Source organism: Mycolicibacterium helvum (assembly GCF_010731895.1).
GTDB lineage: Bacteria > Actinomycetota > Actinomycetes > Mycobacteriales > Mycobacteriaceae > Mycobacterium > Mycobacterium helvum.
On sequence record NZ_AP022596.1, the window covers coordinates 1,456,164 to 1,482,515 of the forward strand.

Here is a 26,352-nt window from a genome sequence, read left to right on the forward strand (position 1 = left end):
CGAGCGTGGGAGATATCGGTGGTGAAGGGTCGATCTGTCAACGACCGTCCGCACGCTCGACGGTCGCTACCAGACGCGGATGTAGTCGATCAGCATGTTCGCCGGGTAGCTGCCGCCCCTGGGATCGCCGCCGCCGGAGCCCGCGACCGCGAGGTCGAACACCGGAAACATTTGGTAGCCAGGGTCATTGAACTGCCAGTCTGGAAGGGTGTGCGCCGGAACGTTGTAGTAGGGCGCGGCGCCGTCGGTGTAGTCCTTCCAGAACCGCATACCGGCGTCGTCCCATTGCAGGCGCCAGGTGTGCCAGGCGCTGTCGACGGCGATGCGCTCGCTGACGTGCTCGCCGCCGTTGAGCTTGGCGTGGATGGCAGTTGCAGGACCCCAGTTGCCGTTGCCGTACCACTCCAAGACGTCGACCTCGCCGCCGTTGACGGGGCTCTCGTTGGACAGGTACCAGGCGGGCCAGCAGCCGGCGGTGAGGCAGTCCAGTTTCATCCGGGCTTCCCAGGTGTGGCCGATACCGCCGTTCCATTTCCCGAAGATCTTGCCGCTGTAGTAGGTGGGGCCGTCCTTGGCGGCGTGGAACACCAGGTTGGAGTTGCCGTCGAGGTAGACGTTGCGGCGGTCGTCGCGGTATTGCCCGACGTTCTCGGGCAGCTCCCAGAACGTCGGGTCCTCCATCGATTCGCGGGCCAGCGCGGTGGTCCACTTCGAGGGGTCGGGGGCCGAGCCGGCCGGGCCGTCGAACTCGTCGTGGAAAAGGTAGTTCGCGGGTGCCGGTGCCGCCGGTGCGGGTGTGGTGGGTGTGGCGGTGGCCTCGGGGAGTCTCGTGGCTGCTGCCAGGAGGCCGAGCCCCGCTGTCATGAGCATATGGCGTCGGTCCATGACCCCATACAAGCCGGATCGAGCTGCGGGCCGCAACCTTGGAGTCAGCTGGATGGGCAATGACCTGGCATTATGCCTATCACGGTCGTACGGTGGGTCCGTGGCAGAACAGACAGCGGCGATCACGACGGCGCCTCCGCCGGACGCGATCATGCGGGCCGTCAACCCGCTCATGCGATATCTGTTACGCACCCCATTCGCCGGCGGGCTGCGTAAGCAATTCATGGTGCTGAGCTTCAAGGGACGCAAGACGGGGCGTGAGTTCACCGTGCCGGTCAGCGCGCACCACATCGACGGCGACCTGTACGCGTTGATCGGGAGTGTGTGGAAGCTGAACTTCCGCGGCGGGGCTTCCGCTGGGGTGTTGTACGAGGGCACGTCGCGGGTGATGCGGGGCGAGCTCGTCGAGGACCGCGCGCTGACGGCTGATCTGTTCCATCGGTGCGCTCTTGCGTACGGGGCGAGGCGGGCGCAGCGGATGATGGGGCTGAAGTTTCGGGATGACCGGATGCCGACGCTGGCGGAGTTCACCGAGGCGGTCGACGTGGAAAAGCTGGCGGCTATTCGTTTTACGGTGGCTTAGGCCCCCGCGCACACCTGCGAGTCGCGGATCGTGGTGCCGTACACGTTGGCGGTGGCGATGTTGGCGTTGATCTGGCCGGACGGCAACTTGCGCTTCATCTTGTCGCTGATCTGGGTGAGCTGATACCACAGGTGGAACATCGAATCCCCGTTGTAGACAGGCGAATACTCGCTCTGGTCGGGGTAGTTCACGATGAACAGGGTGTGCCCGCGGGGGTCGAGGAATGCGGCGGACTGGTCCAGGTTGGCGATGATCGTATCGGCGGCTTGCTGCACACCCGGTGCGGTCCAGACGTCGTGGCGTTGGTCGAGGAAGTGCTGGAAGCCGAGGACCTGGCTCATGAGCGTGTCATATTGGGCGTTGAACCACTGACAGGATTCGCGCATCGCGGTCACCTGTTCGGAGGTCACCCGGTTCTGCCACAGGTTGTACGGATAGACGGTGGTGTTGGGCTGCCAATCCGAGGCGTACGGGGTGAACACCGGTAATGATGGTGTGGGGTTGTCGGCGTGGGCGATTGGTGTTGCGGTCACTGCTGCGGTGAGGAGCAGCGCCGCTGCAGATCGGGCCCAGGTGCGCATGGGCAATTCTGTCGCGTGACAACAAGCGTTGTCCAGGGGCCGCTAGGGACTCTGAAGGGCACAAGGGCCCTAGCGCTGGCTGTCATGGGCGATCCATCGTGGGTGATGGGCTCGGTCAAACACTGGCTGGTGATGGACAGCGGGCGCGACTCGGCTCGCGCGCCGTTCACCACGCGGATCGCCGGTGCGGGGCGGCATCTGCCCGCCACGCATCTGAGCACCGACGAGCTCATGTCAACGACCCGGCATGAGACCCATATCGATCTCGAGAAGCTGACGGGTATCCACGAGCGGCGGGTATCGGTCGGCGACGAGGACTCCTACACGCTGGCGATCTCCGCCGCGCGGGACTGCCTGGCCCACGCGGATCGGTCTGCGGAGTCCATCGATGCCGTAATCAGCTGCAGCATCACCAAGTTTCACGACGGGCTGACGCAGTGGCTCGAACCGACGATGAGCGGCGCGGTCGCCGAGGCGATCGGCGCCCGCACGGCGATGACATTCGACGTGTCCAACGCCTGCGCGGGGATGCTGACCGGCGTCACCATCGCCAACAACTGGATCCGCCAAGGCAACATCGAGCGGGTGCTGGTGGTCAGCGGCGAGTACATCTCTCAACTCGGACGCAATGCGGCACAACATATCCGCACCATCATGAGCAACGAACTGGCGTCGCTGACCCTCGGTGACGCCGGCGCGGCGCTGCTGCTGGAGCGGGCTCCGGCCGGGTCGGCGGGCATCAGCTTGGCCGGATTCACCACGGTCGCCGACCACAGTCGGCTGTGCCTGGCCTATCCGAAGGGGGATGCGCCCGCGGCGCGGATGTTCACCGACTCCAGGGCCATCCAGCGCGTGGCGATCGCCGACACCCCGCTGCTGCTACACGAGGTGCTGGAGGCGGCGGGCATCGCGCTGCACGATATCGACCATGTGATCACCCACCAGACGTCGGCCCGCGCGATCCGCAAGGGCATGACGGAGATCGTCGCCGAGTTCGGCGAAGGGCCTGGCCACGACGCCGTCATCACCGTCGACCGCTACGGCAACACCGCGTCGACCACCCATACGGTGGCGCTCATCGAGGAGCTGGACGCCGGCCGGATCCGGCCGGGGGAAACGATCGCGCTGATTGCGTTGGCGTCGGGCCTGGAGATCGGCGTCATGCTACTGACGCTGGACGAGGAACTGGTTGGGGCCTATGGGCACGGTGATTGATCGGCTCGAGGTGGTCCACGGTGGCTGGCGTGCCCGGCATAGCGGTCTGCGCCTTGCCGTGTTGGCAGCCAAGAGGTGCCTGCGCGCGGCGGATTGCGATCCCGACGATCTGGACCTGCTGGTGAATGCGGGCATCTACCGGGACCGGAATCTGGGCGAGCCGGCGCTGGCGGCGTTGATCCAGGAGGACATCGGCGCCAATAGCGAGGACCCGCACGCCGGCGCGCACGGCACGTTCTCCTTCGATGTGGCCAACGGAACGTGCGGCGTGTTGACCGGGTTGCAGATCGTGGACGGATTCCTGCGCTCACGCACGATCGAGCGTGCGCTGGTGGTGGCCAGTGATGCCGATCCCGGGCACGGGATGAGTGAGCATTTTCCGTTCACCGCCGCCGGTGGCGCCGTGTTGTGCCGGTGGAGCGACGACGATTACGGCCTCGGCCGGTTTCACTGGATCAATCACCGCGATGGTGGTGAATCCTTCAGCGCCACTGTGGGATTGCACGACGCCCACAATGTTCTGCGGTTCCAGCGCTCGGAGTCGATGGACCAGCGGTTCGCGGAGGCCGCCGCCGAAGCCGCGCACGAATGCCTGCGCGAGTCCGGCCTGTCGCCAGCCGACGTCGACGTGATTGTCGCGGCGCCCGCGCAGCCGGGATACCGTGCGGCACTGGCGTATCTGCTCGGTGTTCCGCTGGAACGGGTGACGGTGGCCGGTGATGAGCACCTGCACACTGCGGCGCTGGTGGCCGCCTTCGGTGACGGACTTGCCCCGGGTGCGCGGGCGCTGATCGTCGCCGCGGGTGCCGGGGTGACCGCCGGGGCGGCGGTTTATCGCGAACCTGCTTAGGCGTTAGGCAGGCGGCGGGGTGCCGATGAGGACGGCGGTCATGCGGTAGCCGTCGGGGCCGGCTTTCCACGCGTGGTCGACGCCGTTCATGACGACCATGTCACCGGCTTCAAGTTGGTGGACACCGTCGTCGAGGATGAGGTCGACGCTGCCGCTGAGCACGGTCTCGAAGTCGATGGTGTCGGTGTGGTGCATCGGAGTCTCGGTGTTCGGACCTTGGTCGATGACCATCCAGCGGGCGTGGCCGGGCTCGAGGAACTGGTCAATGAGGTCAGCGTTGCCGTGCGGGCGGGCCGGCGGCGGACTCTGCGTGGTGGCGTAAGGCAGGGCAATGGCGAAACCGGGTGCGACTGAATTGATTTCGACCTCATCGTTGCTGACGACGCAGGACTTGCCGTCAGCGTCGACTCCGGTGATGAACAGTCGCATGGGGTTTGGCCTTTCGGTCGTGGTGGCGGTCTACTGGGGGACTTCGGTCTTGGGCTCGGGCTCCAGCGCGCTCTGGTGGCCGGCGGCACCGAAGACTGCAACGGCCACCGCGCCCGCGACCGCGCCGACGAACCCGAGGACGACCACCCAGCCCATGCCGGGCCGGGCGCTGTCGCCGAGGAACACCACGCCGATGACGCCGGGCACGACGGTCTCGCCGACGACGAGGGCGGCGGTGGCGCCGTTGACGGAGCCGAGTTGTAGCGCCACGGTGTGCAGGTAGAAGCCGCCGATGCCGGCGATGACGATGGTCCACGCGGCCGGGTCGGCGACGATGACCCAGGGCTGGAAGTGGTCGACACCGTGGAGAATCCGGACGCCGATCGCGAGCATGCCGAACAGCACGCCGGCGATCAGGCCGGCCATGATCGCACTACGCGACCCGAGGACGCGGATGAGCGCAATCCCGCCGAGCAGGATGAGCACCGACACCGCCAGCACGACCCAGTGGATAAACCGGTCCGGATTGTCATGGTGGCCGCGTTCACCGGCGCCGATGCCGAGGACGAACAGCGAGGCGATGACCGCGGTGATGGCGATCCAGTCCCGGGTGTGCAGGCGGATGCCGAGGACGGCGATGCCGAGCACGGCGGTGACGACGAGGTTGGCGCTGATGATGGTCTGGGACAGGAAGAGCGGAATGAGGCGGGCGGAGACTGCACTACCCACGAAGCCGATGACATCCAGGACCATGCCGACGATGAACGCGGCGGTGAGCGCGGCCGCGATGGTCGAGAGGAGGGTCGGGCCGCCGGTCGCGGTGACGTATCCGGTGGCGCCGCGGTCGCGGGCGGCGGCCGCCGATCGGCGCGCCCCGTAGGCCTGCAGCACCGAGGAGACTCCGTAGCCGAAGCACGCCAGCAGTGCTGCCGCGACGCCGATCATCATTGGTCGAGGTTAGCGGCATTCACTGGCTTCGCGGGAAGCATGGGCTCCCTCGCCACATTCCGTTGATCCATTCGACGGTGGTCCGTATCGGCGATCTTGTCCTGGTGGTACGTCAAACTATTGGCGATTCGCCTGGGACACCATGGACCTACACGGATGCCTCTCGGATGGCTATCCGGCTTCTGCGGACGCACTGCCCAAGCCACGTAGGCGTTGAATCGACTTCCTAAGCCGCATAGGCAGATTCGACTACGTAAGGTCATTGAATCTTGTCGTGCTTGGCAAGGTTGTGGCGAGCGCACATCAACTGAATATTCTCCGCGACGAGCGATGACCCACCGCGCGAGTACGGAATGATGTGGTCGAAGTGCAGGTTGTCGGCGCTCCCGCACTCAACGCACTTCCCCGCGTCACGCTTCCATACGGCGAGCTTCACGTCACTCGGGATCAGCCGGTTCTGCTCCAGCCGCGGCTCCCTTGAGTCGATGACCGGCGTTGCATCAGCATCCACTTCGAGCCGAAATTTGAACACTAACCGGCCCTGGGACTCTTCGCGCCAGGCATCAACGAGGCGGAACGTGCCGTTGAAGGTCCAAATGCCCGTCCGCATCTTCTCGTACACCCGCACCCGTTCAGGCCGCGCACCGAGATCGCGGTGTTGAGCTGCAGCTTGCGCGAATTGACCATTCTGAGTCAGCTTGCCACCAGGTGTCCGTTCAGGCTGGTCGACCGTCTTCGGGTCAGGACCTCCTTGCTTCCTCGGCAAGTTGTGGCCCTCGTAGATGAGGACGCGGCCGTCCTCTTCGACCCGATCGTCATATGGCGCGCCAGGCCTGCGGCTCATCAAGATGATGCTGCGTCTACCTGCACACCCAAAGTTCATCCCCTGCTGGAGGCTGGCGTCCTCTTCTTGACACATCTCGCGGTAGGAGATCACTTCGTCGGGCACCAGCACATGCAGGATCGTAGGTGAGATCGTCGTCGCCGCGCGCGATTCTGGGCAGCCGAACCAAGGGGCTTCCGCGCGGCGCCAAGGCAAGAGGACCAAGTTGCAGCCCCTTGGTCGTCCGCCGACACCAACCCCCTACGCAGGCACCAACGTAATCGGAATCTGCGTCTGCCCCGGCCGGGTCATCTGGCAGTTCCCTTGCTGAATCTCCATCACCTGACCCTGCAAGGTCTGCGAGTTCCAGGTGAAGACCATCGCGCCCTTGGTCTTAGACCTATCGGGGCACACCGGCACCTGACCAACGATCCTCATCATCCAGGTGTGCATACCTTGGTAGACGGCTTTGCCTTCGATCAGCGGTGACGTCACGTTGGCCAGACAGCCCGGCTCGATCGTGTTGCACAGGTTCGAGATGGTCCAGGTGTCGATCAGTGTGTTCGGGCCCTTCACATCGAAGGTGCCGCTGAGCAGATCGTCGGACGCAGACGCCACCGGGGCGGCGGCCAGCACAAGCCCGCACACCATCGCCCCCGCTGCAACGACATGACCAGCGCGCATGACACAACCCCTTACCCACGGTCGACGGTTGTCAACAGTATGCAGACAATGTACGAAGCGGCAGCTTGAGCTCTCGACGCTACCCACGCAAACCCTCTGCGACCCGACCTGTTCAGCACCTTTATCGCCGCCGCCTGGGCTAGCGTTAGCCGATCACTATGGGTGCCGACCACGACCTCGAAACCGCCCGCGACGCGTACTCCCGCGGCGACTGGCGCACCGCCTACGACCACTTCACCGCGGCCCAGAGCACCAAAGAACTGACCACCGACGACCTGTCCTGCTACGGCATGGCGGCCTGGCGGCTGGGCCACGGCCGGCACTCCATGCAGCTCTCTGAGCAGGCGTTCAACCGGCTCAGCGCCGCCAACGACACCCGCGCCGCCGCGATGAAGGCCGTCGAGGTCGCCCTGCAGTGGTTCAACGGCGGCGACCTGACCATCACCCGCGTCTGGATCAACCGCGCCCGCCGCCTGCATGACAAGCAACCCGACGACCAGGTCCTGGCCTACCTGCTCTACCTGGACTCCCTCGTCGCCATCGACGAGGGCCGAAACGACGTCGCCGCCGCCCTCGTCGAGCAGCTTCACGAGGTCACCACGAGACTCAACGACCCCGGCTTCACCGCCCTCTTCTCGACGGCCAGCGGCGTCACGATGCTGCCGTTTGCCCGCACCACCGAAGCCTTCGCCCAACTCGACGAGGCGATGATGCCGGTGCTGGCCGACCAGGTCCCGGTCGACTGGGCCGGTGACATCTACTGCGCCGTCATCTACGAATGCCATCGCCTGGCCGACCTCAACCGCATGAAGACCTGGTTCGACGCCATGGAAGTCTGGCGCAAAGGCCCGCAGGTCTCGGCCTCCTGGTACGGCACCACCTGCGAGGTCCACAAGATGGACCTACACAGCGCGACCAAGGACTACCACCAGGTGGAGCAGCGCCTACTCGACGCGATCGCGGCGCTCGGCGACTTCCCCGGAACCACGGGCAAGGGCTACTACGAACTCGGCGAGATCCGTCGCCGCAAAGGCGATATCGACGGTGCCCGCGCCGCCTTCGCCACCGCACGCGACCACAACAAAGACCCCCAACCCGGCGAAGCCCTGCTGCGCTGCCAGCTCGGTGAGGACGCCGCCGCCGCGACCGACCTGCGGCTGCGGATCGACGCCGAGAACGACGACATCAACCGCACCCGGCTGCTGCCCGCCGCCGTCGAAATCGCGCTGGCCCGAAACAAAGTCGACGAGGCCGACCAGTACTGCACCGAATTAGAAACCGGTGCAGAGAAATTCGACTCCCCCGGCTTCCGCGCCTGGGCCCGCCACGCCCGCGGCGCCGTGCTCGTCAAGCAGGGCCGCGAAGCCGACGCCCTGCCCGTCTTACAAGACGCACTAAAGCGCTACCGCAACACCCAGTGCCGCTACGAGATGGCCCAGGTCTACGAGTGGATGGCGCTGGCCCGCCAGGGCACCGGCGACAAGGCGGGCGCGGTCACCGACGCTGCCAACGCGCAGGCCATCTTCCAGCAGCTCGGCGCGGTGCCCAGCCAGGCGGCGCCAACCGAGGCAGCGCCCGGCGGCCTGACCAAACGCGAGCTCGAGGTGCTGGCCGGTATCGCCGCCGGCGCCTCCAACCGCGACGTCGCCAAGCAGTTGTTCATCAGCGAGAAGACGGTCGGGCGGCACCTGGCCAACATCTACGTCAAGCTCGGCGTCTCCTCGCGCACCGCCGCAGCGGCCTGGGCCCACGACAACAAGGTGCGGCCGAGCGCGCCTACATCATTTGCACCATAGCCTGCCTGCACAAACGCACCTTTCTCCCGATGCCGCGGGGCGCCTGCGCGCCATACGTTCAATCCATGAGCCACCGCTGGCTCGCGCTGGGCGTGCTCAGCCTGGGCGTGCTACTCATCGGAGTCGACGGCACCGTGCTGGCCGTCGCGACACCGATGATCTCCAAGGATCTCGGCGCTTCGGCCACCCAACTCCTCTGGATCGGCGACATCTACTCGTTCGTGCTCGCCGGACTGCTGATCACGATGGGCAGCCTCGGCGACCGCACCGGACACAAGACGTTGTTACTCTGCAGCGCAACCGCTTTCGCCATCGCCTCGCTGGCCACGGCCTACGCACCGACCGCCGAGCTGCTGATCGCCGCGCGCGCACTTCTCGGTATCGCGGGTGCCAGCCTGGCGCCGTCGACCCTAGCCTTGATCCGGGGCCTGTTTTCCAGCGCGCGGGAACGGTCTGTGGCGATGGGCATTTGGGCGTCCGTGTTCGCCGCGGGAACCGCGCTGGGCCCGGTCATCGGCGGCGCGCTGTTGGAGCACTTCTGGTGGGGCTCGGTGTTCCTGATCAACGTGCCGATGATCGTGGCGCTGGTCGCGGGCGGCATCATGCTGCTTCCCGAACTGCGCAACCCGATCCCGGGGCCATGGGATCTGGCCGGCGTCGGGTTGTCCCTGGCCGGCATGCTCGGCCTGGTCTACGCCGCCAAGCAGGGCGCCGCCCACGGGCTGCACGCCGATATCGTCGTGGCCGGACTGGTCGGTGCCGCGGCACTGGTCCTGTTCGTGCGACGCCAGTTGACCACACCGCACCCGCTGATCGACGTCCGGTTGTTCGCCAATCGGCGGTTCTCGGGTGTGGTCGTCACCAATTCGCTTACGGTGCTGGGCCCTTCGTCGGTGCTCTACTTCCTGTCGCAGTACTTGCAGCTGGTTCAGGGGTACAGCCCGCTGCAGGCCGGACTGGCCGAACTGCCCGCCGCGGTGGCAGCGATGACGTTCGGTGTGCTCGCCGGTGTCGCCGTGCGGTACTGGTCGCAACGCGCGGTCCTCACCACCGCGCTGGTATGGATCGGCGCCGCGCTGGGATCGCTGACGGCGCTGAGCCCGTCCACCACCTACCCGCAAATCGGCATCGCCCTGTTTGCGATCGGCGCCGGGCTCGGGGTGGCCTTCGCGATCGCCAACGACGTCGTCATCACCAGCGTGCCGCCGCAGAACGCCGGTGCCGCGGCCGGGATCTCGGAGACCGCCTACGAGCTGGCCACCGGACTGGGGATCGCGCTACTGGGCAGCGTGATCGCCGGCGTGTGCCGGCACGTGGCGCAGGTGCCCGACACCCACCCGTTCGCGGCAGCAGTGACGGCCGACCACCCTGCCTTCACCAGCGGCCTGGCCCTCGCCGCGGGAATCGGTTCGGCCCTGCTGCTGACATCGGCGCTGGCGGTCTGGGTATTGCTCAAGCCGCTGCCCCACTGGCAGCCCCTGCCTTATGGTTGCCTCAACTCTGAGGAAGGCTCGGTGCCGGGATGACCGCTGAATCGACCGACGAGGAACTCCGACATTCCGGGTACCAGCCGGAGCTGAAACGCACCCTCGGCGGGTTTCAGGTGTTCGCGATCTCATTCGCGTTCATCTCGGTGGTCGTCGGCATCTTCGCGACCTACGGTGCTGTGCTCAATTATTCAGGGCCGGTGGGGATCTGGTTGTGGGTCATCGCCGCCATCGGCCAAATACTGGTGGCGCTGGTGGTCGCACAGTTCGCCGCCCGTATCGCGCTCAGCGGCTCGTCCTATCAGTGGGCGTCGCGACTGGCGAACCCGAAAGTCGGCTGGCTGTTCGGCTGGTTGACGTTCTGGTTCCTGGCCATCGCGGTGGCGGCGATGGACAACGCACTGGCCAGCCAAGCGCTCATGCCACTGTTCGGGATCGCACCCGACGAGGACGTCGCCCGGCTGATCACGTTGGCGCTGTTGCTGACTCAGGCGGTGCTCGTCATCGCCTCCACCCGGTTGCTCGGCATAGTGACGTCCGCCGCGGTGGGACTCGAGCTGGCGATCCTGGCGGTGTTGGTGGTCGGCCTCGGCGCCGTCATGGCGTTCTCACACACCGGCACCGTCGGCAACCTCATCTCGCGCGGCGTCGCGGCCGACGCACCCAACTACTTCGCGATCGGCGGCCCGCTGATGGCCGGCATGATCATGGGCCTGGTGACGCTCGTCGGCTTCGACTCCGCGGCGAATCTGGCTGAGGAGGCCAAGGATCCGTTTCGGAGCGTCCCGCGCGCCATCGTCTCGTCGGTGGCGGCCTCGGCGGTGTTGGGGCTGCTGTTCGTCGTCATCCTCACATTGGCGATCAAGGACATCACCCGGGTGACGACCAGCGGATCGCCGGTGGCCACCATCATCGGCGACCAGCTCGGTCCGGTGATGGAGCGAGTTCTGTTGACGGGCATCGTGTTCGCGATGTTCGGCGCGGGGATGGTGATGATCGCCGCGTGCTCGCGCCAAGCGTTCGCGATGGCGCGCGATTCCCGCTTCCCCGGCCACACGCTGTTCCGCCGCGTCAGCCCGCGCACTCGGACGCCGGTGGCCGCCACCATCCTGATTCTGGTGATCGGGGTCGTGCTGATGGTCGCGCTGCCCGGCGCCGCACTACTGCAGCTGATCGTCGCGTCGACCATCCTGCCCGCCCTGCTGTACGGCGGGATCGTTGTGCTCTACCTCTGTGTACGCAAACGCCTGGAAGCCAAAGAGGGCAGCTTCAGCCTCGGCCGTTTCGAGTTGCCGGTGGCCTACACCGCGCTGATCTGGGTGGCCTTCTCCATCTTCGTCCTGGTATCCCCCAGTGAGGCAAGGATTCCCGGCCTCATCGTGTTGGGTTTGATCCTGGTCGGTGGCCTGTACTTCGCCGCGATGCTGGTCTTCAACCGCGAAGCACTGGAGACCGAACCGGGCGAACCCGGCGCGTTCTAGGCGGCGGCCCCGGCAGAGAGTAGGCTGCACAACTATTAGGTCGGGGGCTGGCACAGTCAACTGGTTGCGACGGCCCCCCTTGGGATCGAGGCGACGGCCATGCGTAAAGTTCCGTGCTACCTAACGTTGGGACTGATCTCCGTCATGGGGCCAGGCACCCTCATTTCCGCAACGCCCGCCGCTGCGGACTGCACGAATGCCGGTGCGGCGACGGTGTGCGCCCAGGGTGAAGTGCGCGGCGGCGGGCCAACCGCACCGATTGCCGGGCCTGCCTACCCAGGTTATTGCGCCGACCCGTGGTACTGCGACGACGGCTGGAATCTTGATCTCTCCCTTCGCCCGAACCCGGGGCCGGGGCCTAGCCCCAGGCCCCCCAGGCCAGGCCCCCGCAACTAAGCGCGCCCCGTCCATCCCTCATCGTGAAGGAGTCACGTCCATGTTGATCCGCAGCTTGATCGGCGCAGGCATCATCGCCAGCACAACCCTCCTCGGCAGTGCGGCCACCGCTGCCGCCGATGAACCGAACTGCACGGCAGGCGATCTCACTCAGGTCCTGTCCGGCGTCAATGCCGGGATGTCGGTATACCTGTTCACCCATCCCGACGTGAACGCTTTCTTCACCAGCCTCAAGGGCAAGTCCCGGGATGAGATGAGCACTGCGGTGTCCAACTACCTGCAGGCCAATCCCGAGATCCGAGACCAGATCAAGGCCGTCAGGCAGCCGGCCGCCGACTTCCGGTCGCGCTGCGATGCGCCGATGCCCGACGATATGGGCCCGATGAGCTAGGCGCTCCGACCAAAGACTCCCGGCTGTTGTCGCTAAGGGGCGGGCACCCACCAGGTGCCCGCCCCTTAGCCGACGTCCCTAGTTCTTCTGAGCCCGCTTGCTTCCCGCGGTTCCAGCCTTGCTGCCGCTATCGCCGGTCTTGGCCTTCGTTGCGGGAGCCTTGCTGCTCTGGCCGGCAGTCGCTTGCGCCCCACCGATGCGGAAGTTGTTGATCGCGATGCCGGGGCCAGTCTTGGTGACGGATTGCCCGTTCGCGAAGATAGTTCCGGCAAGGGCCAGCGGTCCCGGGCCGGCCTCCACGGTGTTGGTGCCGCCGAGCACGTTGAACCCGGCCGTGTAGTTGCCGCCCGCACCGCCGGCGGTCACCTTGTTGCCGCCGCTCAAGGCGTTGGCCACAAAGTTCCAGTTACTGCCGGCGCCGCCGACGGTCAACACGTTGTTACTGCCGATGAAGTTGAACACCGAGTTCTGATATCCGCCTTGCGAAATCAGCTTGTTGTTGGTGCCGCCCAGGATATTAGTTGCGGAGTTGTAGATGCCGGCCGCGATGGTCACGACGTTGCCGGTGCCGAACCAATTCTGCGCCGTATTGCCGTAGCCGCCGCCTGTCGTCGTCACCTTATTGCCGCTGCCAAACAAGTTGCGGACCACGTTTCCATAGCCGTTCGTGACCGAGACGGTGTTGCCATTGCCGAGAATGTTGCGAGCCCAGTTCGCGTAGCCGCCGATGGTCTCGACCGTGTTGTTGCTGCCCAAGATGTTGCTCGCGGTGTTGACCAGGCTGCCGATTGTCTTGACCTCGTTGCCGTCACCCAGGATGTTGGTGGCCCAGTTGAAGATGCCGCCCTGGGCAGTGACGTTGTTGCCGTTGCCGAAAAGGTTGGTGGCCAAGTTGATGATCGACCCCGCCGACGAGGAACCGGATTCGACGACGTTGTTACGGCCACCCCAGTTCGAGGCGATGTCGAGCAGGCCGTTCGCGACCACCCTCATGCTGTTCGAATTCCCGGCAGTGCCGGTGCCGAAGAGATTGAGGGCGATATTGCCGCCACCGCCGGTGCCACCGGCAACCACACTGCTGCTTGTGGCCCCCGCGTTAGGGGTTGTGACGTTCAGAGCGATATTGAACCCGAGGTTGCCCAGGAATCCCGAACCTGCAGTGGTGGCAGAGCCATTCGGGCCGAGCTGCGTAGCAATGCCGAACAATCCGTTGGCCGTCGCAGCCGATCCATTGCCGACCGCTGTCGCGAAGGTGAACGCATCTCCGGTGGTGGCCGAGGAATTGGTGCCGACAGCGAAGGCCCCGCCGAACAACCCGCTGGCATGAGCGGTCGCGCCGTTACCCAATGCGATGGCGATACTCAACGGCGTGCTGGTGCAGGAGGCACTGTTCCCGATACCGAAGAAGGACGCGCAGCTCGCGTTCGCGGTGGGAGCCGAGCCCAAGGCGGCGCCGGCGAGCAGCCCGGTCGCGGTGGCGCCCGCAGCCAGGACGCCGGTAATCGCGCCACGAGACTTTGCGGATGTAATCATGATGCTTCCCCTGTCACACCTAGATCGCTCTTGATGAATTTGCTGTCGTGCAGCCGTAAGTATGGCTGACTACCCGGCGCTTGATGCAAATTTCGCCTCACGCAGCAGGCACCGGCAACAGCAGGAACGAGGTGCCGGTCGGGATGCTGGCGGCCGCCGCGCCGCCACCTGTTGCGCCGAACAGCTGCGCCGCCCCGGCCGCGAAGCCGAAGAACAGCGCCGCCGCCACGCCGGCCAACTGGCCCACGGCGAACGCGACCGGGTTGTCGCCGAGCAGTGCGCCGATCCCTTGGCCGATTGCCTGGCCGAGCGCGATTTGCAGCGCCTGGCTCTTCACGACCTGCGCAACCACGGTGTTCACCAGCTCAGTCGCGGACGTTCCGTTGAGGATGTCGCCGGCCAGGCTGCCGATCAGATCCTGAGCGGCCGGGTTGGACAACAACGCGTCCACCGCCACCTTCGTCACCTGAGTTGCTGCCGGCGCGAACGCCGAGTTGTTGAGCGGTGTCCGCTCAAGGAGATTGGCGACGACGCCCTGCGCCACTTCGCTGACCACGTTTCGCACGGCGGGGGCCTTCAGCACACCTTTCAGCGCATCCGGGACCGTGGCATTGAACGCGGCCACCACGGTGGGATCGGCCGCCAGGGACTGCAGGCCGTCCTGCACAGCGCCGGTGAAGGACGCTCCGGCCAGCAGCGCGGTGACGATCTGGTCGGCGGTGGTGGACAGCGCCGCAGCCACCCCGGCCTGGCCGAGGAAGCTGGTGATCACTGCGCCGGCTGTCGCGGCCAATTGAGCCGCGGACGTCGGATCGGCCAGGGTGCTCACCACCGTCGGCCCGTACGTGGGTCCGAGCAACTCGCTGAGGAACGCGCGGACAGCGGTGTTACCGGCGACATCATTGACCAGACCCGTCACGGTCGACGCCAGCGCGGAGACCACGTCGGAATTGGTGACCAGCGAGTACACCGCACTGCCGGTGGCCGGGCCCAGGGCCGATCGGAACGCCGAATCCGCAACCAGTCCTTGCCAGGCGACGTCCAGCGCGTCAATCCAGTTGGTGCCGGCCAAAACTCCGGTACCGAACTGGGTGATGGCATCGGCCACCGCGGCGGCGACACCCGGCGTGCCCAACAGGTTCGTGACCGCCGCGCCGGCCACTGTGGCCAGCCCCTGCATCGCCTTGGTATTGCTCAGCAGGCCCTGTACGGCGTTGCCCACCGCGTTACCCAGGCCTTCGGCAGCGGCGCCCCCACCCAACGCTTCCGAGACCCAGCCGCCGGCGAGGCCACCGAGCCAGGTAGACACAGCCGAACCGGTGGTGAGATCGATCACGGCTTGGGACGTGGCGGCGGCCAGCGCGGCCCGAACCGTCGCGTCGCTCAAGAACGTGGCGATCTCGCCCGAGGAATTAGCGGCGATCGACTTGAGGTAAGTCGCCAGGGGCGCAATATCATTGGCGTTCAGGCCGGCCGTGATCGCGGTGTACTGGTATTCCGTCGGGCGCACCGCACCCGCGATCACATCGAGAGCACTCTGCACGCCGGTATTGCCCAACGTGTTGCGGATCAAGTTGGCCGCGGCGTCGCCGACGACGGTGCCCACTGTGTCGGGAACCCCAAAGTATGCGCCCAGCGCGTTCGAGACCTTCGTCGAAACAAATTGCAGGATTGCGTCATTCGCGGCCAGCCGAGCAACTTCGGCACCAACCGCGCCATTGCTCAACAGGTCCTGAATGCCATCGGCGACGATCGGCGCCAACTGGTCGGCGATGGGCTTCAACCCGGGCAGACGGGTGTCGATGAAGTTCTGCACCGCGGCGTTGAGGGCCGGGCCGGCCGTGGCGGAGGCCGCCAGCGGCGCAATATTGGTATCACTGGCGCCGGGAACCAAAGCGGTGGTCCCACTGGTGATTCCACGGCTAGGAACGTCGATCAACCGCACTGACCCGGCGATCTTCTCACGACGAGTCACCGCCAGCGCCGCCCAGGACAGCGGCTCGGTCACCGGAGCCAGCGGATCGTTGCCTGTGCCCAGCTGAGAAAGCGGTACCCGGCTGGCGACCGTGAGCGCACCGGAGGGCTTGGCTACGACACGGTTGGCCGGCTTGGCCGCATTCCGGGGAGCCGGCTTGCCGGCAGACGAGGTCGTCTTGCCCGAATTCCCCACACCGGTGTCAGCGTCGGCCACCGCCGGCAGGGCGAGGATCACCCCGCCAACGCCAAGAGCGATGGCCAAAGCCCCGACTCGTCCGATGTTGTAGCGACCCTGCTGCCCCATGGCACCCACCCCGACGTTGACGTGCAAGTAATTTGCTAGGGGTATAGCACACGGCGCCGGTGACGCACACGTGTACGGGCGGAGTTGGGAACGAAAACTTGTTAACTGCCGCGCCGACGCTGGTCCTGGCCCACCGCTTCGGCTAAGCGTCCGCAATAGGGGTTTAGGTTCACAGTAATCGGGCACAGCTGACTTAGGCACGCACTGTGGGCGTCCACACGATCTGCTTAGGTCCCGTCGGTCCAACCCTGTGGCCGGCGGGATCGTATCGGGTAATCCGCCCCCGCCGGGCGTACCCTCGGCCTATGCCTGCACCAAGCAGCCGGCAGTTAGCCCGGACGCTGGGCGACCTCGCGGTGAGAATGCAAGCCCAGACGGGCACCGGCGAGACCTTGCACATCATCGTCGAGGCAGCCGCAGACATCGTGCCCGGGGCACGCTGGGTGGGCATCTCGATGATCGAAGGCCGCAAAGTGGTGGCCAAAGCTCCCACCGACCCTATCGCGGCAAAACTCGACGAGCTGCAGAACGAGCTTGGCGACGGGCCTTGCCTGACCGCCTTGCGTGAGCACCACACCGTGCATATCGAGGACATGTCGACCGAAACCCGCTGGCCTGAATTCTCCCGGCAGGCAATAGCATTAGGTGCCCATAGTCTGCTGTCGTTTCAATTGTTCGTCGAATCAGAGAATCTCGGCGCGATGAACCTCTACGGCGCACAGGCCGGCTGCTTTTCGGAGGAGTCATTCGAAGTCGGTGCGGTGGTCGCCCAGCACGCGGCGGTGGCGATGTTCGGCGCGGCCGCGGCAAACCAGTTCCAGTCGGCACTCGCCAGCCGCGACGTCATCGGCCAAGCCAAAGGCATTTTGATGCAACGCAACAATGTGAACGGTGGGCAAGCCTTCGCGATGCTGACCCGCGCCTCGGCGGACACGAATATCAAGCTTGTCGACGTGGCCCGCTGGCTTGTTGCGGAACACGAATCAGGCCTGCAGTGAACTCCGCGGTTCGGCTGCTTTAGCCGCGCGGGACGAGATCCAACAACGCCGCCAGGATACTTGCGCGCTGCTCGTGATCAGCCACCACGGACCGGGCCGCGTCGGTCAAATGCCGAGGATGGGATTGCGCATACCGGCGCAGTAAGCCGAATGCCTCTTCCATGGAGACACCGAGGCGTTCGCTCACGAATCCCGTGGCTTGGTCGACAACCACGCGATCGGTCAGCGCCGCGCGCAGCGACGGGATGACGGTGGTCGGCGACGGGGAGTTTTCTTGCAGGATGGCCACGGACGCCACGTGCACCAGCGTGTGTGCGACTAACAGGTCGGCGTCACCAAGCGATCCAACTTGAGTGCCGAACAGCCCGAGAGTCCCCAGCACGGTGCCGGCGGCACGCATGGGAACCGCGTGCACCGACAGGAACCCGGCAGCTGTGGCAGCGGCAACGAAGCGCGGCCAACGCGCTTTCTGCGCTTCGAGATTGGGCGCCGACACCGGTTGGCCGGTCTTGAAACAGTCCAGGCAGGGGCCCTCGACGGCCTGGAGTTGAAAGACCTCGAGATCGTGCGAGCGCTTGGAGGTCGCGGCCATCAACTGAAGGTCTTGGCGCGGCCCCGCCAGCAGCAGGCCCGCGGCGCGAACGTCGAGAAGCCGCGCGCATTGTTCGGTGAGATCGGTGAGCAGTTCGACGATGTCGAAATCGTCGAGCAGGCTGTCGACAAGGGTGACGACCGCTCCCAGCACGCGCGTTTCCCTGGGTGTGTCCATCATTGCCCACTCTCATCACTCTGCGGTGGTAGCCACGGCAGAACCTGGTCTGGCGACGACCTATCCATCAGTCTGCCTCCAACGACAAGCGGCGGTCGATGATGTCGCGAGCAATACCCGTGGCGCTGCGACCCGACGCATAGGCGTGCGCCCGTAACCGAGCAAGGGCCGAAGCGGCGGTGAGGTTCAGCTGAGCCATGAGTATGCCGGTGGCCTGGCTGACTTCGGATCGCGACAACGCATTCAGATCCGCCCACGCGTTGCTCGTCGGATCTGAGAACCCGGTCTGGAGATCTTTACTCAGCAGGTCCAGCAGCGGCAGTTGGACCAGCTCCGCGGCGAGCACCATGCCCGCGATCTGGTCACCGGAAAGGTCGCCAGGCACGGTACGGAACAAATCCAGCGCCCCGATGTATTCACCCGCGACCGCGACCGGGACCGCGTACACGCCGCGGATATGGTGCGCGATCATCATCGGTCCGTACGCTGGCCATCGTTGTTCGCTAACGTCGGCGAGGTCGGCGACCATCACCGGCGCGCGGTGAGCGACTGCGTCCAGGCACGGCCCCTCACCCACAACGAACTGCATCTCGTCATAGACCCGCGCCCGCGCATCGCTGGCGCCGACCGTACCGACGTTGACACCATCAAAAACTAGTGACAATGCCGCCGCATCGACATCAATCAGGTCGACGCACGCTTCGCATAGGCGGTCGGCGGCTTTGACACCGCGGGCATCACCCAGTGCGTCGAGGAGCCGCTGCTCGATGTTCGACATTGGTGACCGCCTCCATGGCCCTGCCCTTCGTGGATGTGGATATGCCGAACTGCGGCCGAGTATCCATGCGGCAAAAGCGAAACCGGGCCTATCCGGCCGCTGCCAGCGTGGACTCACTGGCATTGCTGCGCACCGTCTCGAGCGCCTTGGCAAGGATGCGCGAGACATGCATCTGCGAGCAGCCGATACGTTCGGCGATTTGGGTTTGGCTCAGGTTCTCGAAGAATCGAAGGGTGAGAACGGTTCGCTGCCGCTCGGGCAACGCGGCGATCAGGGGTCGGACCGTTTCAATATCGAGAACCTTCTCCAGGTTGAGGTCGACGACGCCGATCGCGTGACTGACCGGTCGGTCGTCGTCGCCTCCTGCCGGCATATCGGTGGATATTGTCGAGTAGTGAGCGCCACCGATCGTCGCATCAACGACGAGCTCGCGCGCCAGACCGAGATAATCGGCGATTTCCACGATCGTTGGCGCTCGCCCGAGCCGTTGGGATAGCACTTCGGCCGCACTAATCAGTTGGGGTTGAACATCTTTGATCTTTCGGGGCACCTTGATCGCCCACGTGTGGTCCCGGAAGTGGCGGCGGACCTCGCCCAACATAGTCGGCACGGCGAAAGACAAGAAGTCCGCCCCGTTGTCGACATCGAAGCGGTTGACGGCGCTGACCAAGCCGGCCCGGGCAGCCTGCACAAGGTCGTCGAAGGGTTCGCCCCGGCCCCTGTACCGGCGCGCGATGTGATCGGCAAGCTTCAGGCTGTGTTCGAAGATTTCGTCGCGTTGGCGCTGGAACGGCGGCGACCCCTGCTCGAGCGATTGGAGGTGGCGGAACATCTCGTTCAATTCCGAGTAGTCCGCAGTCGATTTGGGCATCAGCAGGTTCCTTTGTCGTTAGCTTCACGTAAAGGAGTTCGCGGCCCGAATCTGAACCTGCTTGTACCCCCACTACCCTACCCCTCGACCGAGGAAACATGTGCGCGAACAGGAATCCAACCCCGCCGGGTTTGCCCCGATGACAGGATCGAACAGTGCCGCGAAAGGAAGACTCGATGACTACACGGTTGGTGGTGGAACGTAACGACCTGCGCGCCTTCCACTGGGCGGACTCACCGACGAATTCTGTGGACGACGGCGAGGTGCGGCTGCGCATCGACGCCTTCGCGCTGACGTCGAACAACATCACCTACGCGGCCCTTGGCGACGCGATGGCTTACTGGCAGTTCTTCCCGACCAGTGATCCCGGAACTGGCCACGTTCCGGTATGGGGTTTCGCCTCCGTCGTCGAATCACGTTGCGCTGGAGTCGAAGTCGGAGAACGCTTCTACGGCTACTGGCCGATTGGCGACGACGTCGTGCTGCAGGCCGAGGGAGTCCACCCCGCTGGTTTCACCGATGGCGCCGAGCACCGGCGCGCCCTGCATCCGATCTACAACCACTACGTGCGGTGCAGTGCCGATCCGGGCTACGCGGCCCACCGCGAGGCGCAACAGGCGTTGCTTCGCCCCCTGTTCGCCACGGCATTCCTGATCGACGACTTCCTTGCCGACAACGGGTTCTTCGGCGCCACGACGGTGGTGCTGTCCAGTGCGTCGAGCAAGACGGCCTACGGCACCGCGTTCTGCCTGGCGCAGCGACGCGCCACCGCCGACGCGGTCACCGTCGTCGGGCTCACGTCACCAGCCAACGCCGCATTCACCCGCGCGCTCGGCTGTTACGACGAGGTGCTGTGCTACGACGACGTCGCAACGGCACTGCCCGAGGTGGAGTCGGTCTACGTCGACTTCAGCGGAGACCCCGCGGTGCGCGCCGCGGTGCATCGCAGGCTCGGCGATCGGCTCGCGTACAGCTGCTTGGTGGGTGCCACGCATTGGGATGCCCTCGGCGGTGGCGACGAATTGCCCGGTCCCGCACCGGTGTTGTTCTTCGCACCCGACCAGGCCGGCAAACGGATCGCGCAGTGGGGCCCGGCCGGATTTCAGGAGCGGATGGCGGCCGCGTGGACGGCGTTCATGGAGCCCGTCACCAATGCCGAGCACCCCTGGCTGACGGTGGTGAGGCGACAAGGCAGAGATGCCGTCGAGCAGAGCTATACCGCGCTGTTGGACGGGACCGTGCCCGCCGCCGAGGGCCACATTCTGTCGGTGTGAACCGGGGTCGGCAGCGCGCGGCCAGAGCCCACCACCGCACGAAGAAGCCAAAGCACGAGATTTTGCCACGTTTCCTGATAATTTCTCAGGAAACGGATCTTCGGGGGGAAGGCAGCGGTATGACCGTGGCAGTTGGCGCGACGACATGGACCGTAAGGTCCCGCAATCGGCTGCGGAATGGGTGCGCTGCGGCCGTCGCTGCCGCCGTCGTGGCGGCGGGAGCGGGAACGGCTCTGCCAAGTGCGCCGCACGTCGGCAGGGTTGCGTATTTGGAGGCCACTCTCGCCGCTTCAGTGATATCAACGGTCGCTTCAGTTCCGAGCCCGCTGGATCGAATTCCCTTGCGGCAGCGAAAACCCCGACCGCAAGCGCGGCACCGGATTCCGCCGAGCAAGTCCTCCAAGGAATAGTCATCGCCGGAGCCGGATTACTGTTGGCCCCGATCTGGTACGTCGGCTTTCCGGTCACGATTCCGCTGAGCGCAGTGATTCCGGTCTTGTTTTGGCAGCTCACCGACCGACAAGTTATCCCAGAGGCCGTGGCCTTCGTGGCGGCGTTCACCGCACTCATCTACGCGGTCGCACCGCCAGCGTTGATCGTCGGGGGCCTTTTGGTCATGTTGTCGGCATTGCTGCCGAAGGCCACTACCCAACCCGCGGCCGCGACGAAGGCGAAGGCGAAGGCAGTCGCCGCCGCCACGCAGTCCGGCGAGGCCCCAGCCTCGACGGCCCACTCTGGCCGCGACGTCGCAGGGCCCCGCCGCCAGTCCGACACCGTCACCCGCACCCGGGTCCAACCCGCCGCAGCCGCCGTTCCGAAGGCAACCCACGGCAGCGACCAAAATCCAGGAACGTCGAAGAAGTCATCCACGAGCAAGCGAGCAGTCGGCGGCAGCGGACGAGATCGCTAGCCCCTTAAACGCGATCAGGCCCGGTGAATACCGGGCCTGAACAACGTGGCAGGTACAGGATTCGAACCTGTGTAGGCTTTCGCCGACGGATTTACAGTCCGAAACGCGTTGTAAATCGGTGCGTCACCGTGTTAACCGAGTCCGGCGCCAGCCGCGGCGAGAAACCCGTCCTGACCTCGGGAAAGTGTTCAGCGGTGTAACACCGTGTCACGTCACGTTAAGCGGAGCTGGACGCCGTCAGGGGGCACGAGTTGTGCACATCCCGTGCACAACTGGCGGGAACACGGGGCAACCGACCAGCAAACTCTCCAATCGCCACCGGACCCTTGCCCATGATTTGACGGTGCCGTAACCTCCCTGCTCACAGGAAATTGACAGGGGGAGGCTCTGGTGGGCGGCACCATCAAGCAGGCGAGAGCAGCGATGCACCGACATCCGTTGGTCACCGCCTGGCTGATCATCGCGTACGGGCTGACCATTCTCATCGCCGCCGTCGTGCTATTCCCCGGCGACTGGTGGCCGTGGACCTGGCTGGCCACCCTGTGGTCACCGGACAGCTGGTCTCTCCTGTCATGGCTGGACTAGCCCGCGCTCTCGTTACGGTTGTCGCTGCAGGCCTCGCCCTAGCCTCACCGGCCGCTGCGTTGCCTAGCCCCAAACCCGAGCCGCCTCACATCCCCTTCACCAAGGACATCCGGGTGGCTCACACCATGGCCCCGCCGCCGCCCGCACCGACGTTCATGCTCAACGACTTCGACCGATACTTCATCGCGAAGATGCAGTCGCACGGCTGGGTTGTCGTCAACGTGGCGACCTTCGTGTCGAATGCACGCTCCGTATGCGGAATGTTTCGAGACGGCGCAGACGCCGCCTTCGTCAACAGTCGGCTCGTCAACGAGGTCGGAATGAACATGGGTGATGCGTTGATGTTCTCCTCAACAGCGATGCTGACCTACCCGGACTGCCCATGATTACGCGGACAATCACCCTCGCAGCAGCTGCAGCCCTGGTATTCGCAGCGCCGGCCGCCGCTGAACCGGCGACGTTTGACCCGCACACCCCGAACTTGATGGCCGGTTGGTGCCCCGGTGGGGGTACCGGCTACACCACGCAGCTCGTCGGCTGGTGCGACGGGAAACCCTACGACGACGGCACGAAATGGCACTACGAAGTGTCCCGTGGCGGCTTCAAACTGTGGTGCGTGCTCGACGGCGGTAGCCCCGTGATCCCCACTCCGGCAGGTCCTGGTGGCTGTGGTGGTGCGTGGCCGGGTTGGCCCTGACTCCAGGCTGACCTTCGGAACCGGCGGCGACGACGCGCCCACACCATCGGGTCCTCATTCGGCCCGGGTCTCCCGGAGCAGCCGGGTGGCGACGAGCTCGGCGCCGTCTCGGCTGCTGATGGTTTCCGCTTGGACACGGATCGTGGCGGCGTCCTCAGCTGCGCGTGCCCGCAGGTCGGAGATGGCGCCGTCCTTGTGGCTCAACATCTCCCGATGCAGCGACCTTGGGACGAGCCACCCTTTCGCGACGGAGATGCCGGCCAGCACCACCACAGTGACTACGCCGATGTTGTTCCACAGTGTGGGGTTGAGCAGGTTCACCGTTTCGTGGCGTTGGCGATGGCCTGCTCGACCTTGCCGACCAGATCGTCTCCAAGGCCGAGCACATCGGTTGCCGCCTGGGTGACCTTCTGCAGGTCCGCGTTCGCGGACGCCGCGTTCTGCACAACCGCGGGCAGGGCGGCAATGACCTGATCCACCGGAGATGGCTGCTCAGGTGCAGGCTTGTGGTCCTTGTTCGGGGTGCCGAACACGCCACCGCCAGCAGTCAATCCCGCCCCGAGCGCGATCAGCCACTGACCGAAATCCAGCACCGACAGATCGACGCCATGCGCGAGTCCGCCAGCTGTGCTGACAGTGGTCACGCCGAACGCCACGAGAGCTTTGGCCACAGTGGCCGGGGTGTAAGTCGTCACGCTGGGATTCGCTTCAACTGAGCTTGGATCTCGGCGACGGTCTTGCCGCTGATGTCGGCCAGCAGCCACTGCGCGTACGCGATGCTGTCCTGGTCCCGCGCCGTCACGGGGTCGCCGTTACCCGCGGCCACCAGGGCGATCTTGTCGATGTCGGCCTTGATGCCTGCCCGTGCACGCGCGATGGTGTCGGCCTGGTGCCCGAACTTGGCGGCGGCCTGGACGAGCTGCCGCGTGTACTTCGGCGGCTCGCCGGGGGTCTTGAACATCGATGTTGATGGCAGTAGATCGTCGGATGCCATGAGTGCCTCCCACTCGCCGAGGTCGGGTGCCTGGTTGGCCAGTCGGTTGTAGAGCTGTTGAGCCTCGGCCATGCGGTCGTCGTAACGGCCGCGGTATTGCTTTGCGGGCTGCGGGATTTCAGCGGCGCACCAGCCCGGTGTGTGGGCGGTGCTGTTGTAGTCGAAGCGCACGAGCCGGTCGTAGAACAGCCCCGATGAGCTGGTGGGGTTCATGCAGGTGGCGGCGTCTCCCCACCACCAGCCGTTCGCGCCCATGACGACCTGCTGCTGGCACGGGCCGACCGAGTAGCTGTCGTAGCCGACTGCGTTGTGCGGGATCTGCATCGACGCAGGGACTTTCGGGTTGGCGTAGATCTTGAGGTTCGACTCGACGAGCCCGACCGACAAGGCGATGACGATGCCGCGCGGGGTGATGTTGCGGCGGCGGTCCTCGGCGATGAACGCGAGCGCGACCTGGTCGAACGACGGCACCGGGTCTGAGGTGTTGGGCGGGGCCGGTGAGGGCGATGACGTCGCCACGTTGGCGTAGCAGTAGCCCTTCGGCGGAATCAGCGACGCAGCGTTCTCGAGATGGAGATGAAGCAGGGGCACGTCGTACGCAACGTGGCCGGCTTGGTCGACCGGCCGGCCGCCGATCCGAAGCCGCCCAACCACTCACTGAGGCGGAAGGTGGAGATCCTCGAAGCACACATCGCTGGCGACCGGTACGCGATCGCATGGATGCTCGGCCTCAGTGGTCTGCGGCGCGGCGAGATCGCCGGCATGCGGTGGGCCGACGTCGACCTCGACTCCGAGACGCTGACCGTCGCGCACACCCGACTCCGATACGGCACCAACCTAGTGGAGAGCACACCGAAATCGCGGGCCGGCGGTCGCGAGCTGCCGCTGCCCCCGCACCTGGTGGCCGAGTTCAAAGCCGCCCGCCGAATCCAGGCAGCCGATCGGCTGCGGCTCGGCGCCGACTACCAGCCGAGCGGGTACGTCGTCGTCGACGAGTCCGGGGCCGCACTCAGCCCCCACGCCCTCACCTCGCGCTGGGCCCGGATGCTCAAGGCGGCCGGGGTCCGCCACGTCCGGCTGCACGACCGCCCGGCACACCTGCGGCACCCTGATGCACCTGAAGAACGTGCCGACCGCGCTGATCTCTCAGGGCTCGGCCACGCGTCGAAGGCCTTCACACTGCAGACCTACGTGAACCCCCACCGCAGCGCTCTGGACGTCGCGGCAAAGAGCTTCGCGACCAAGATGCGCGACCTCTCCTAGCGCTCCCTCGCGCGCCCTCCCCCGCACGGGCAAACGCCGGCAACCGCTCTCGGCGGTGTGTTCGATGACAGCTACGCCGAGTTGTGGTCGAGTTGTGCACTTCTGTGCACTTTTCGGGATTTCCCGATCCTCGACCCAACGCCAAAATAGGCTCCAACCTCGGTGGCAGGTACAGGATTCGAACCTGTGTAGGCTTTCGCCGACGGATTTACAGTCCGCTCCCATTGGCCGCTCGGGCAACCTGCCTGGGTGCGCCGCGCCGGGGATCCGGTTTGGTGCGACTAGCAGGGTACAACGAGGATGTACCTCAACTACAAACCGGCCGATCACGTCAGGGAAGGGGACGAGTCCAATGGCGGATTCATCGTTCGACATCGTGAGCAAGGTCGACCGTCAAGAGGTCGACAACGCGCTGAACCAGGCAGCCAAGGAACTGAGCACCCGGTTCGACTTCCGCGGCACCGACACCACCATCGCCTGGAAGGGCGACGAGGCCATCGAGATCGTCAGCTCCACCGAGGAGCGGGTCAAGGCCGCCGTCGATGTCTTCAAGGAGAAGCTGATTCGCCGCGACATCTCCATGAAGGCCTTCGATGCCGGAGAACCGCAGGCCAGCGGCAAAACCTACAAGGTCAGCGGCGGCCTGAAGCAGGGCATCGACCAGGAGAACGCGAAGAAGATCAACAAGCTGATCCGCGACGACGGCCCCAAGGGAGTCAAGACCCAGGTCCAGGGTGACGAGATCCGGGTGAGCTCCAAGAAGCGCGACGACCTGCAGGCCGTCATCGCTCTGCTCAAGGGCGCCGACCTGGACGTCGCGCTGCAGTTCGTCAACTACCGGTAGGTCTCT

Annotated in this window: 29 protein-coding genes and 2 tRNA genes; 15 read left to right on the forward strand and 16 right to left on the reverse strand. The window is 65.6% G+C overall.

Features of this window, described 5'->3' with window-relative positions; all coding sequences use genetic code 11:
• Positions 1-66 precede the first annotated feature (66 nt).
• Positions 67-870, reverse strand: coding sequence for a glycoside hydrolase family 16 protein (locus tag G6N38_RS06645; protein WP_163751846.1), 804 nt, complete (start codon positions 868-870; stop codon positions 67-69).
• Positions 871-985: 115 nt separating this feature from the next.
• On the opposite strand from G6N38_RS06645, the gene G6N38_RS06650 reads away from it, so the two are divergent.
• Positions 986-1,468, forward strand: coding sequence for a hypothetical protein (locus G6N38_RS06650; protein ID WP_163746797.1), 483 nt, complete (start codon positions 986-988; stop codon positions 1,466-1,468).
• On the opposite strand, the gene G6N38_RS06655 is transcribed toward G6N38_RS06650, so the two are convergent.
• Positions 1,465-2,049: a hypothetical protein gene (locus G6N38_RS06655; protein WP_163746798.1), complete on the reverse strand. Its 585-nt coding sequence runs from the start codon at positions 2,047-2,049 to the stop codon at positions 1,465-1,467. The two genes, G6N38_RS06650 and G6N38_RS06655, sit on opposite strands and share 4 nt — an antisense overlap.
• Positions 2,050-2,133: 84 nt before the next feature.
• On the opposite strand from G6N38_RS06655, the gene G6N38_RS06660 reads away from it, so the two are divergent.
• Entirely contained in the window at positions 2,134-3,264 is a 1,131-nt protein-coding gene (locus G6N38_RS06660; RefSeq protein WP_407662949.1) for a 3-oxoacyl-ACP synthase III family protein, read from the forward strand.
• A complete protein-coding gene (locus G6N38_RS06665) occupies positions 3,248-4,114 on the forward strand; it encodes a 3-oxoacyl-[acyl-carrier-protein] synthase III C-terminal domain-containing protein (RefSeq protein ID WP_163746799.1) in 867 nt (288 codons plus the stop codon). Before G6N38_RS06660 ends, G6N38_RS06665 begins: the two co-directional genes overlap by 17 nt.
• 3 nt (positions 4,115-4,117) lie before the next feature.
• Here G6N38_RS06665 and G6N38_RS06670 read toward each other — a convergent pair whose 3' ends face one another.
• The 4 genes from G6N38_RS06670 to G6N38_RS06685 all read right to left on the reverse strand — a co-directional run bounded on the left by G6N38_RS06670 (position 4,118) and on the right by G6N38_RS06685 (position 6,998).
• On the reverse strand, positions 4,118-4,543 hold the full coding sequence (locus tag G6N38_RS06670) for a cupin domain-containing protein (protein ID WP_163746800.1): 426 nt from the start codon (positions 4,541-4,543) through the stop codon (positions 4,118-4,120).
• A 30-nt stretch (positions 4,544-4,573) separates the two neighbouring features.
• The gene (locus tag G6N38_RS06675; RefSeq protein ID WP_163746801.1) at positions 4,574-5,491 is read right to left on the reverse strand and encodes a DMT family protein; all 918 of its coding nucleotides are present in this window, start codon (positions 5,489-5,491) and stop codon (positions 4,574-4,576) included.
• A 259-nt stretch (positions 5,492-5,750) separates the two neighbouring features.
• Complete coding sequence (locus tag G6N38_RS06680) at positions 5,751-6,446, reverse strand: HNH endonuclease (RefSeq protein WP_246227751.1); 696 nt, start codon at positions 6,444-6,446, stop codon at positions 5,751-5,753.
• A 129-nt stretch (positions 6,447-6,575) separates the two neighbouring features.
• Positions 6,576-6,998 carry a hypothetical protein gene (locus G6N38_RS06685; RefSeq protein WP_163746802.1) on the reverse strand — a complete coding sequence of 141 codons (423 nt, stop codon included), beginning with the start codon at positions 6,996-6,998 and terminating at the stop codon, positions 6,576-6,578.
• 158 nt (positions 6,999-7,156) lie between these two features.
• On the opposite strand from G6N38_RS06685, the gene G6N38_RS06690 reads away from it, so the two are divergent.
• The 4 genes from G6N38_RS06690 (at position 7,157) to G6N38_RS06705 (ending at position 12,549) form a co-directional block, all read left to right on the forward strand.
• Entirely contained in the window at positions 7,157-8,794 is a 1,638-nt protein-coding gene (locus G6N38_RS06690; protein ID WP_163746803.1) for a LuxR family transcriptional regulator, read from the forward strand.
• Positions 8,795-8,859: 65 nt separating this feature from the next.
• Positions 8,860-10,320, forward strand: coding sequence for an MFS transporter (locus tag G6N38_RS06695; RefSeq protein WP_163746804.1), 1,461 nt, complete (start codon positions 8,860-8,862; stop codon positions 10,318-10,320).
• Positions 10,317-11,762: an APC family permease gene (locus tag G6N38_RS06700; RefSeq protein ID WP_163746805.1), complete on the forward strand. Its 1,446-nt coding sequence runs from the start codon at positions 10,317-10,319 to the stop codon at positions 11,760-11,762. The genes G6N38_RS06695 and G6N38_RS06700 overlap by 4 nt, the downstream gene beginning before the upstream one ends.
• Positions 11,763-12,198: 436 nt before the next feature.
• On the forward strand, positions 12,199-12,549 hold the full coding sequence (locus tag G6N38_RS06705) for a heme-binding protein (RefSeq protein WP_163746806.1): 351 nt from the start codon (positions 12,199-12,201) through the stop codon (positions 12,547-12,549).
• A 78-nt stretch (positions 12,550-12,627) separates the two neighbouring features.
• On the opposite strand, the gene G6N38_RS06710 is transcribed toward G6N38_RS06705, so the two are convergent.
• The gene (locus tag G6N38_RS06710; RefSeq protein WP_163746807.1) at positions 12,628-14,082 is read right to left on the reverse strand and encodes a beta strand repeat-containing protein; all 1,455 of its coding nucleotides are present in this window, start codon (positions 14,080-14,082) and stop codon (positions 12,628-12,630) included.
• A 97-nt stretch (positions 14,083-14,179) separates the two neighbouring features.
• Positions 14,180-16,363, reverse strand: a complete 2,184-nt coding sequence (locus tag G6N38_RS06715) for a hypothetical protein (RefSeq protein WP_163746808.1) — start codon at positions 16,361-16,363, stop codon at positions 14,180-14,182.
• 392 nt (positions 16,364-16,755) lie between these two features.
• Between G6N38_RS06715 and G6N38_RS06720 the strand changes: the two genes are divergently transcribed.
• Positions 16,756-17,361 (forward strand): GAF and ANTAR domain-containing protein, encoded by a 606-nt coding sequence (locus G6N38_RS06720; RefSeq protein WP_246227756.1) that lies wholly within the window; start codon positions 16,756-16,758, stop codon positions 17,359-17,361.
• A gap of 19 nt (positions 17,362-17,380) precedes the next feature.
• Here G6N38_RS06720 and G6N38_RS06725 read toward each other — a convergent pair whose 3' ends face one another.
• The 3 genes from G6N38_RS06725 to G6N38_RS06735 form a co-directional block, all read right to left on the reverse strand.
• Positions 17,381-18,133 carry a GAF and ANTAR domain-containing protein gene (locus G6N38_RS06725; protein ID WP_163746809.1) on the reverse strand — a complete coding sequence of 251 codons (753 nt, stop codon included), beginning with the start codon at positions 18,131-18,133 and terminating at the stop codon, positions 17,381-17,383.
• A 64-nt stretch (positions 18,134-18,197) separates the two neighbouring features.
• Positions 18,198-18,908 (reverse strand): GAF domain-containing protein, encoded by a 711-nt coding sequence (locus G6N38_RS06730; RefSeq protein WP_163746810.1) that lies wholly within the window; start codon positions 18,906-18,908, stop codon positions 18,198-18,200.
• A gap of 88 nt (positions 18,909-18,996) precedes the next feature.
• On the reverse strand, positions 18,997-19,779 hold the full coding sequence (locus tag G6N38_RS06735) for a SigB/SigF/SigG family RNA polymerase sigma factor (protein ID WP_163746811.1): 783 nt from the start codon (positions 19,777-19,779) through the stop codon (positions 18,997-18,999).
• A gap of 176 nt (positions 19,780-19,955) precedes the next feature.
• On the opposite strand from G6N38_RS06735, the gene G6N38_RS06740 reads away from it, so the two are divergent.
• Entirely contained in the window at positions 19,956-21,053 is a 1,098-nt protein-coding gene (locus G6N38_RS06740) for a DUF2855 family protein (protein ID WP_170314155.1), read from the forward strand.
• A 433-nt stretch (positions 21,054-21,486) separates the two neighbouring features.
• On the forward strand, positions 21,487-21,963 hold the full coding sequence (locus tag G6N38_RS06745; protein ID WP_163746812.1) for a hypothetical protein: 477 nt from the start codon (positions 21,487-21,489) through the stop codon (positions 21,961-21,963).
• A gap of 46 nt (positions 21,964-22,009) precedes the next feature.
• On the opposite strand, the gene G6N38_RS06750 is transcribed toward G6N38_RS06745, so the two are convergent.
• Positions 22,010-22,116, reverse strand: a tRNA-Tyr gene (locus G6N38_RS06750).
• Positions 22,117-22,353: 237 nt separating this feature from the next.
• Between G6N38_RS06750 and G6N38_RS06755 the strand changes: the two genes are divergently transcribed.
• The 3 genes from G6N38_RS06755 (at position 22,354) to G6N38_RS06765 (ending at position 23,245) form a co-directional block, all read left to right on the forward strand.
• Positions 22,354-22,548, forward strand: a complete 195-nt coding sequence (locus G6N38_RS06755; protein ID WP_163746813.1) for a hypothetical protein — start codon at positions 22,354-22,356, stop codon at positions 22,546-22,548.
• Positions 22,549-22,661: 113 nt separating this feature from the next.
• The gene (locus G6N38_RS06760; RefSeq protein WP_220101382.1) at positions 22,662-22,934 is read left to right on the forward strand and encodes a DUF732 domain-containing protein; all 273 of its coding nucleotides are present in this window, start codon (positions 22,662-22,664) and stop codon (positions 22,932-22,934) included.
• Entirely contained in the window at positions 22,931-23,245 is a 315-nt protein-coding gene (locus G6N38_RS06765) for a hypothetical protein (RefSeq protein WP_163746815.1), read from the forward strand. Before G6N38_RS06760 ends, G6N38_RS06765 begins: the two co-directional genes overlap by 4 nt.
• A gap of 54 nt (positions 23,246-23,299) precedes the next feature.
• Here G6N38_RS06765 and G6N38_RS06770 read toward each other — a convergent pair whose 3' ends face one another.
• The 3 genes from G6N38_RS06770 to G6N38_RS06780 are packed head-to-tail and all read right to left on the reverse strand — an operon-like array spanning position 23,300 to position 24,830.
• The gene (locus tag G6N38_RS06770; protein ID WP_163746816.1) at positions 23,300-23,566 is read right to left on the reverse strand and encodes a hypothetical protein; all 267 of its coding nucleotides are present in this window, start codon (positions 23,564-23,566) and stop codon (positions 23,300-23,302) included.
• Positions 23,563-23,940: a hypothetical protein gene (locus G6N38_RS06775; RefSeq protein WP_163746817.1), complete on the reverse strand. Its 378-nt coding sequence runs from the start codon at positions 23,938-23,940 to the stop codon at positions 23,563-23,565. The genes G6N38_RS06770 and G6N38_RS06775 overlap by 4 nt, the downstream gene beginning before the upstream one ends.
• A complete protein-coding gene (locus G6N38_RS06780) occupies positions 23,937-24,830 on the reverse strand; it encodes a hypothetical protein (protein ID WP_163746818.1) in 894 nt (297 codons plus the stop codon). Before G6N38_RS06780 ends, G6N38_RS06775 begins: the two co-directional genes overlap by 4 nt.
• Here G6N38_RS06780 and G6N38_RS06785 point away from each other — a divergent pair.
• Positions 24,810-25,502 (forward strand): site-specific integrase, encoded by a 693-nt coding sequence (locus G6N38_RS06785; RefSeq protein ID WP_163746819.1) that lies wholly within the window; start codon positions 24,810-24,812, stop codon positions 25,500-25,502. The two genes, G6N38_RS06780 and G6N38_RS06785, sit on opposite strands and share 21 nt — an antisense overlap.
• A 163-nt stretch (positions 25,503-25,665) precedes the next feature.
• On the opposite strand, the gene G6N38_RS06790 is transcribed toward G6N38_RS06785, so the two are convergent.
• Positions 25,666-25,748: transfer RNA gene (locus tag G6N38_RS06790), tRNA-Tyr, on the reverse strand.
• Between the two features lie 106 nt (positions 25,749-25,854).
• Here G6N38_RS06790 and G6N38_RS06795 point away from each other — a divergent pair.
• On the forward strand, positions 25,855-26,346 hold the full coding sequence (locus tag G6N38_RS06795) for a YajQ family cyclic di-GMP-binding protein (RefSeq protein ID WP_163746820.1): 492 nt from the start codon (positions 25,855-25,857) through the stop codon (positions 26,344-26,346).
• Positions 26,347-26,352: the final 6 nt, after the last annotated feature.

What these genes read in the sequence shown, in the direction of transcription:
- G6N38_RS06645 (WP_163751846.1), bottom strand. Translation starts at nt 870, where the DNA reads ATGCTCATGACAGCGGGGCTCGGCCTCCTGGCAGCAGCCACGAGACTC.
- G6N38_RS06655 (WP_163746798.1), bottom strand. Translation starts at nt 2,049, where the DNA reads ATGCGCACCTGGGCCCGATCTGCAGCGGCGCTGCTCCTCACCGCAGCA.
- G6N38_RS06660 (WP_407662949.1), top strand. Translation starts at nt 2,134, where the DNA reads ATGGGCGATCCATCGTGGGTGATGGGCTCGGTCAAACACTGGCTGGTG.
- G6N38_RS06665 (WP_163746799.1), top strand. Translation starts at nt 3,248, where the DNA reads ATGGGCACGGTGATTGATCGGCTCGAGGTGGTCCACGGTGGCTGGCGT.
- G6N38_RS06670 (WP_163746800.1), bottom strand. Translation starts at nt 4,543, where the DNA reads ATGCGACTGTTCATCACCGGAGTCGACGCTGACGGCAAGTCCTGCGTC.
- G6N38_RS06675 (WP_163746801.1), bottom strand. Translation starts at nt 5,491, where the DNA reads ATGATGATCGGCGTCGCGGCAGCACTGCTGGCGTGCTTCGGCTACGGA.
- G6N38_RS06685 (WP_163746802.1), bottom strand. Translation starts at nt 6,998, where the DNA reads ATGCGCGCTGGTCATGTCGTTGCAGCGGGGGCGATGGTGTGCGGGCTT.
- G6N38_RS06690 (WP_163746803.1), top strand. Translation starts at nt 7,157, where the DNA reads ATGGGTGCCGACCACGACCTCGAAACCGCCCGCGACGCGTACTCCCGC.
- G6N38_RS06695 (WP_163746804.1), top strand. Translation starts at nt 8,860, where the DNA reads ATGAGCCACCGCTGGCTCGCGCTGGGCGTGCTCAGCCTGGGCGTGCTA.
- G6N38_RS06700 (WP_163746805.1), top strand. Translation starts at nt 10,317, where the DNA reads ATGACCGCTGAATCGACCGACGAGGAACTCCGACATTCCGGGTACCAG.
- G6N38_RS06705 (WP_163746806.1), top strand. Translation starts at nt 12,199, where the DNA reads ATGTTGATCCGCAGCTTGATCGGCGCAGGCATCATCGCCAGCACAACC.
- G6N38_RS06710 (WP_163746807.1), bottom strand. Translation starts at nt 14,082, where the DNA reads ATGATTACATCCGCAAAGTCTCGTGGCGCGATTACCGGCGTCCTGGCT.
- G6N38_RS06715 (WP_163746808.1), bottom strand. Translation starts at nt 16,363, where the DNA reads ATGGGGCAGCAGGGTCGCTACAACATCGGACGAGTCGGGGCTTTGGCC.
- G6N38_RS06725 (WP_163746809.1), bottom strand. Translation starts at nt 18,133, where the DNA reads ATGATGGACACACCCAGGGAAACGCGCGTGCTGGGAGCGGTCGTCACC.
- G6N38_RS06730 (WP_163746810.1), bottom strand. Translation starts at nt 18,908, where the DNA reads ATGTCGAACATCGAGCAGCGGCTCCTCGACGCACTGGGTGATGCCCGC.
- G6N38_RS06735 (WP_163746811.1), bottom strand. Translation starts at nt 19,779, where the DNA reads ATGCCCAAATCGACTGCGGACTACTCGGAATTGAACGAGATGTTCCGC.
- G6N38_RS06740 (WP_170314155.1), top strand. Translation starts at nt 19,956, where the DNA reads ATGACTACACGGTTGGTGGTGGAACGTAACGACCTGCGCGCCTTCCAC.
- G6N38_RS06765 (WP_163746815.1), top strand. Translation starts at nt 22,931, where the DNA reads ATGATTACGCGGACAATCACCCTCGCAGCAGCTGCAGCCCTGGTATTC.
- G6N38_RS06785 (WP_163746819.1), top strand. Translation starts at nt 24,810, where the DNA reads ATGGAGATGAAGCAGGGGCACGTCGTACGCAACGTGGCCGGCTTGGTC.
- G6N38_RS06795 (WP_163746820.1), top strand. Translation starts at nt 25,855, where the DNA reads ATGGCGGATTCATCGTTCGACATCGTGAGCAAGGTCGACCGTCAAGAG.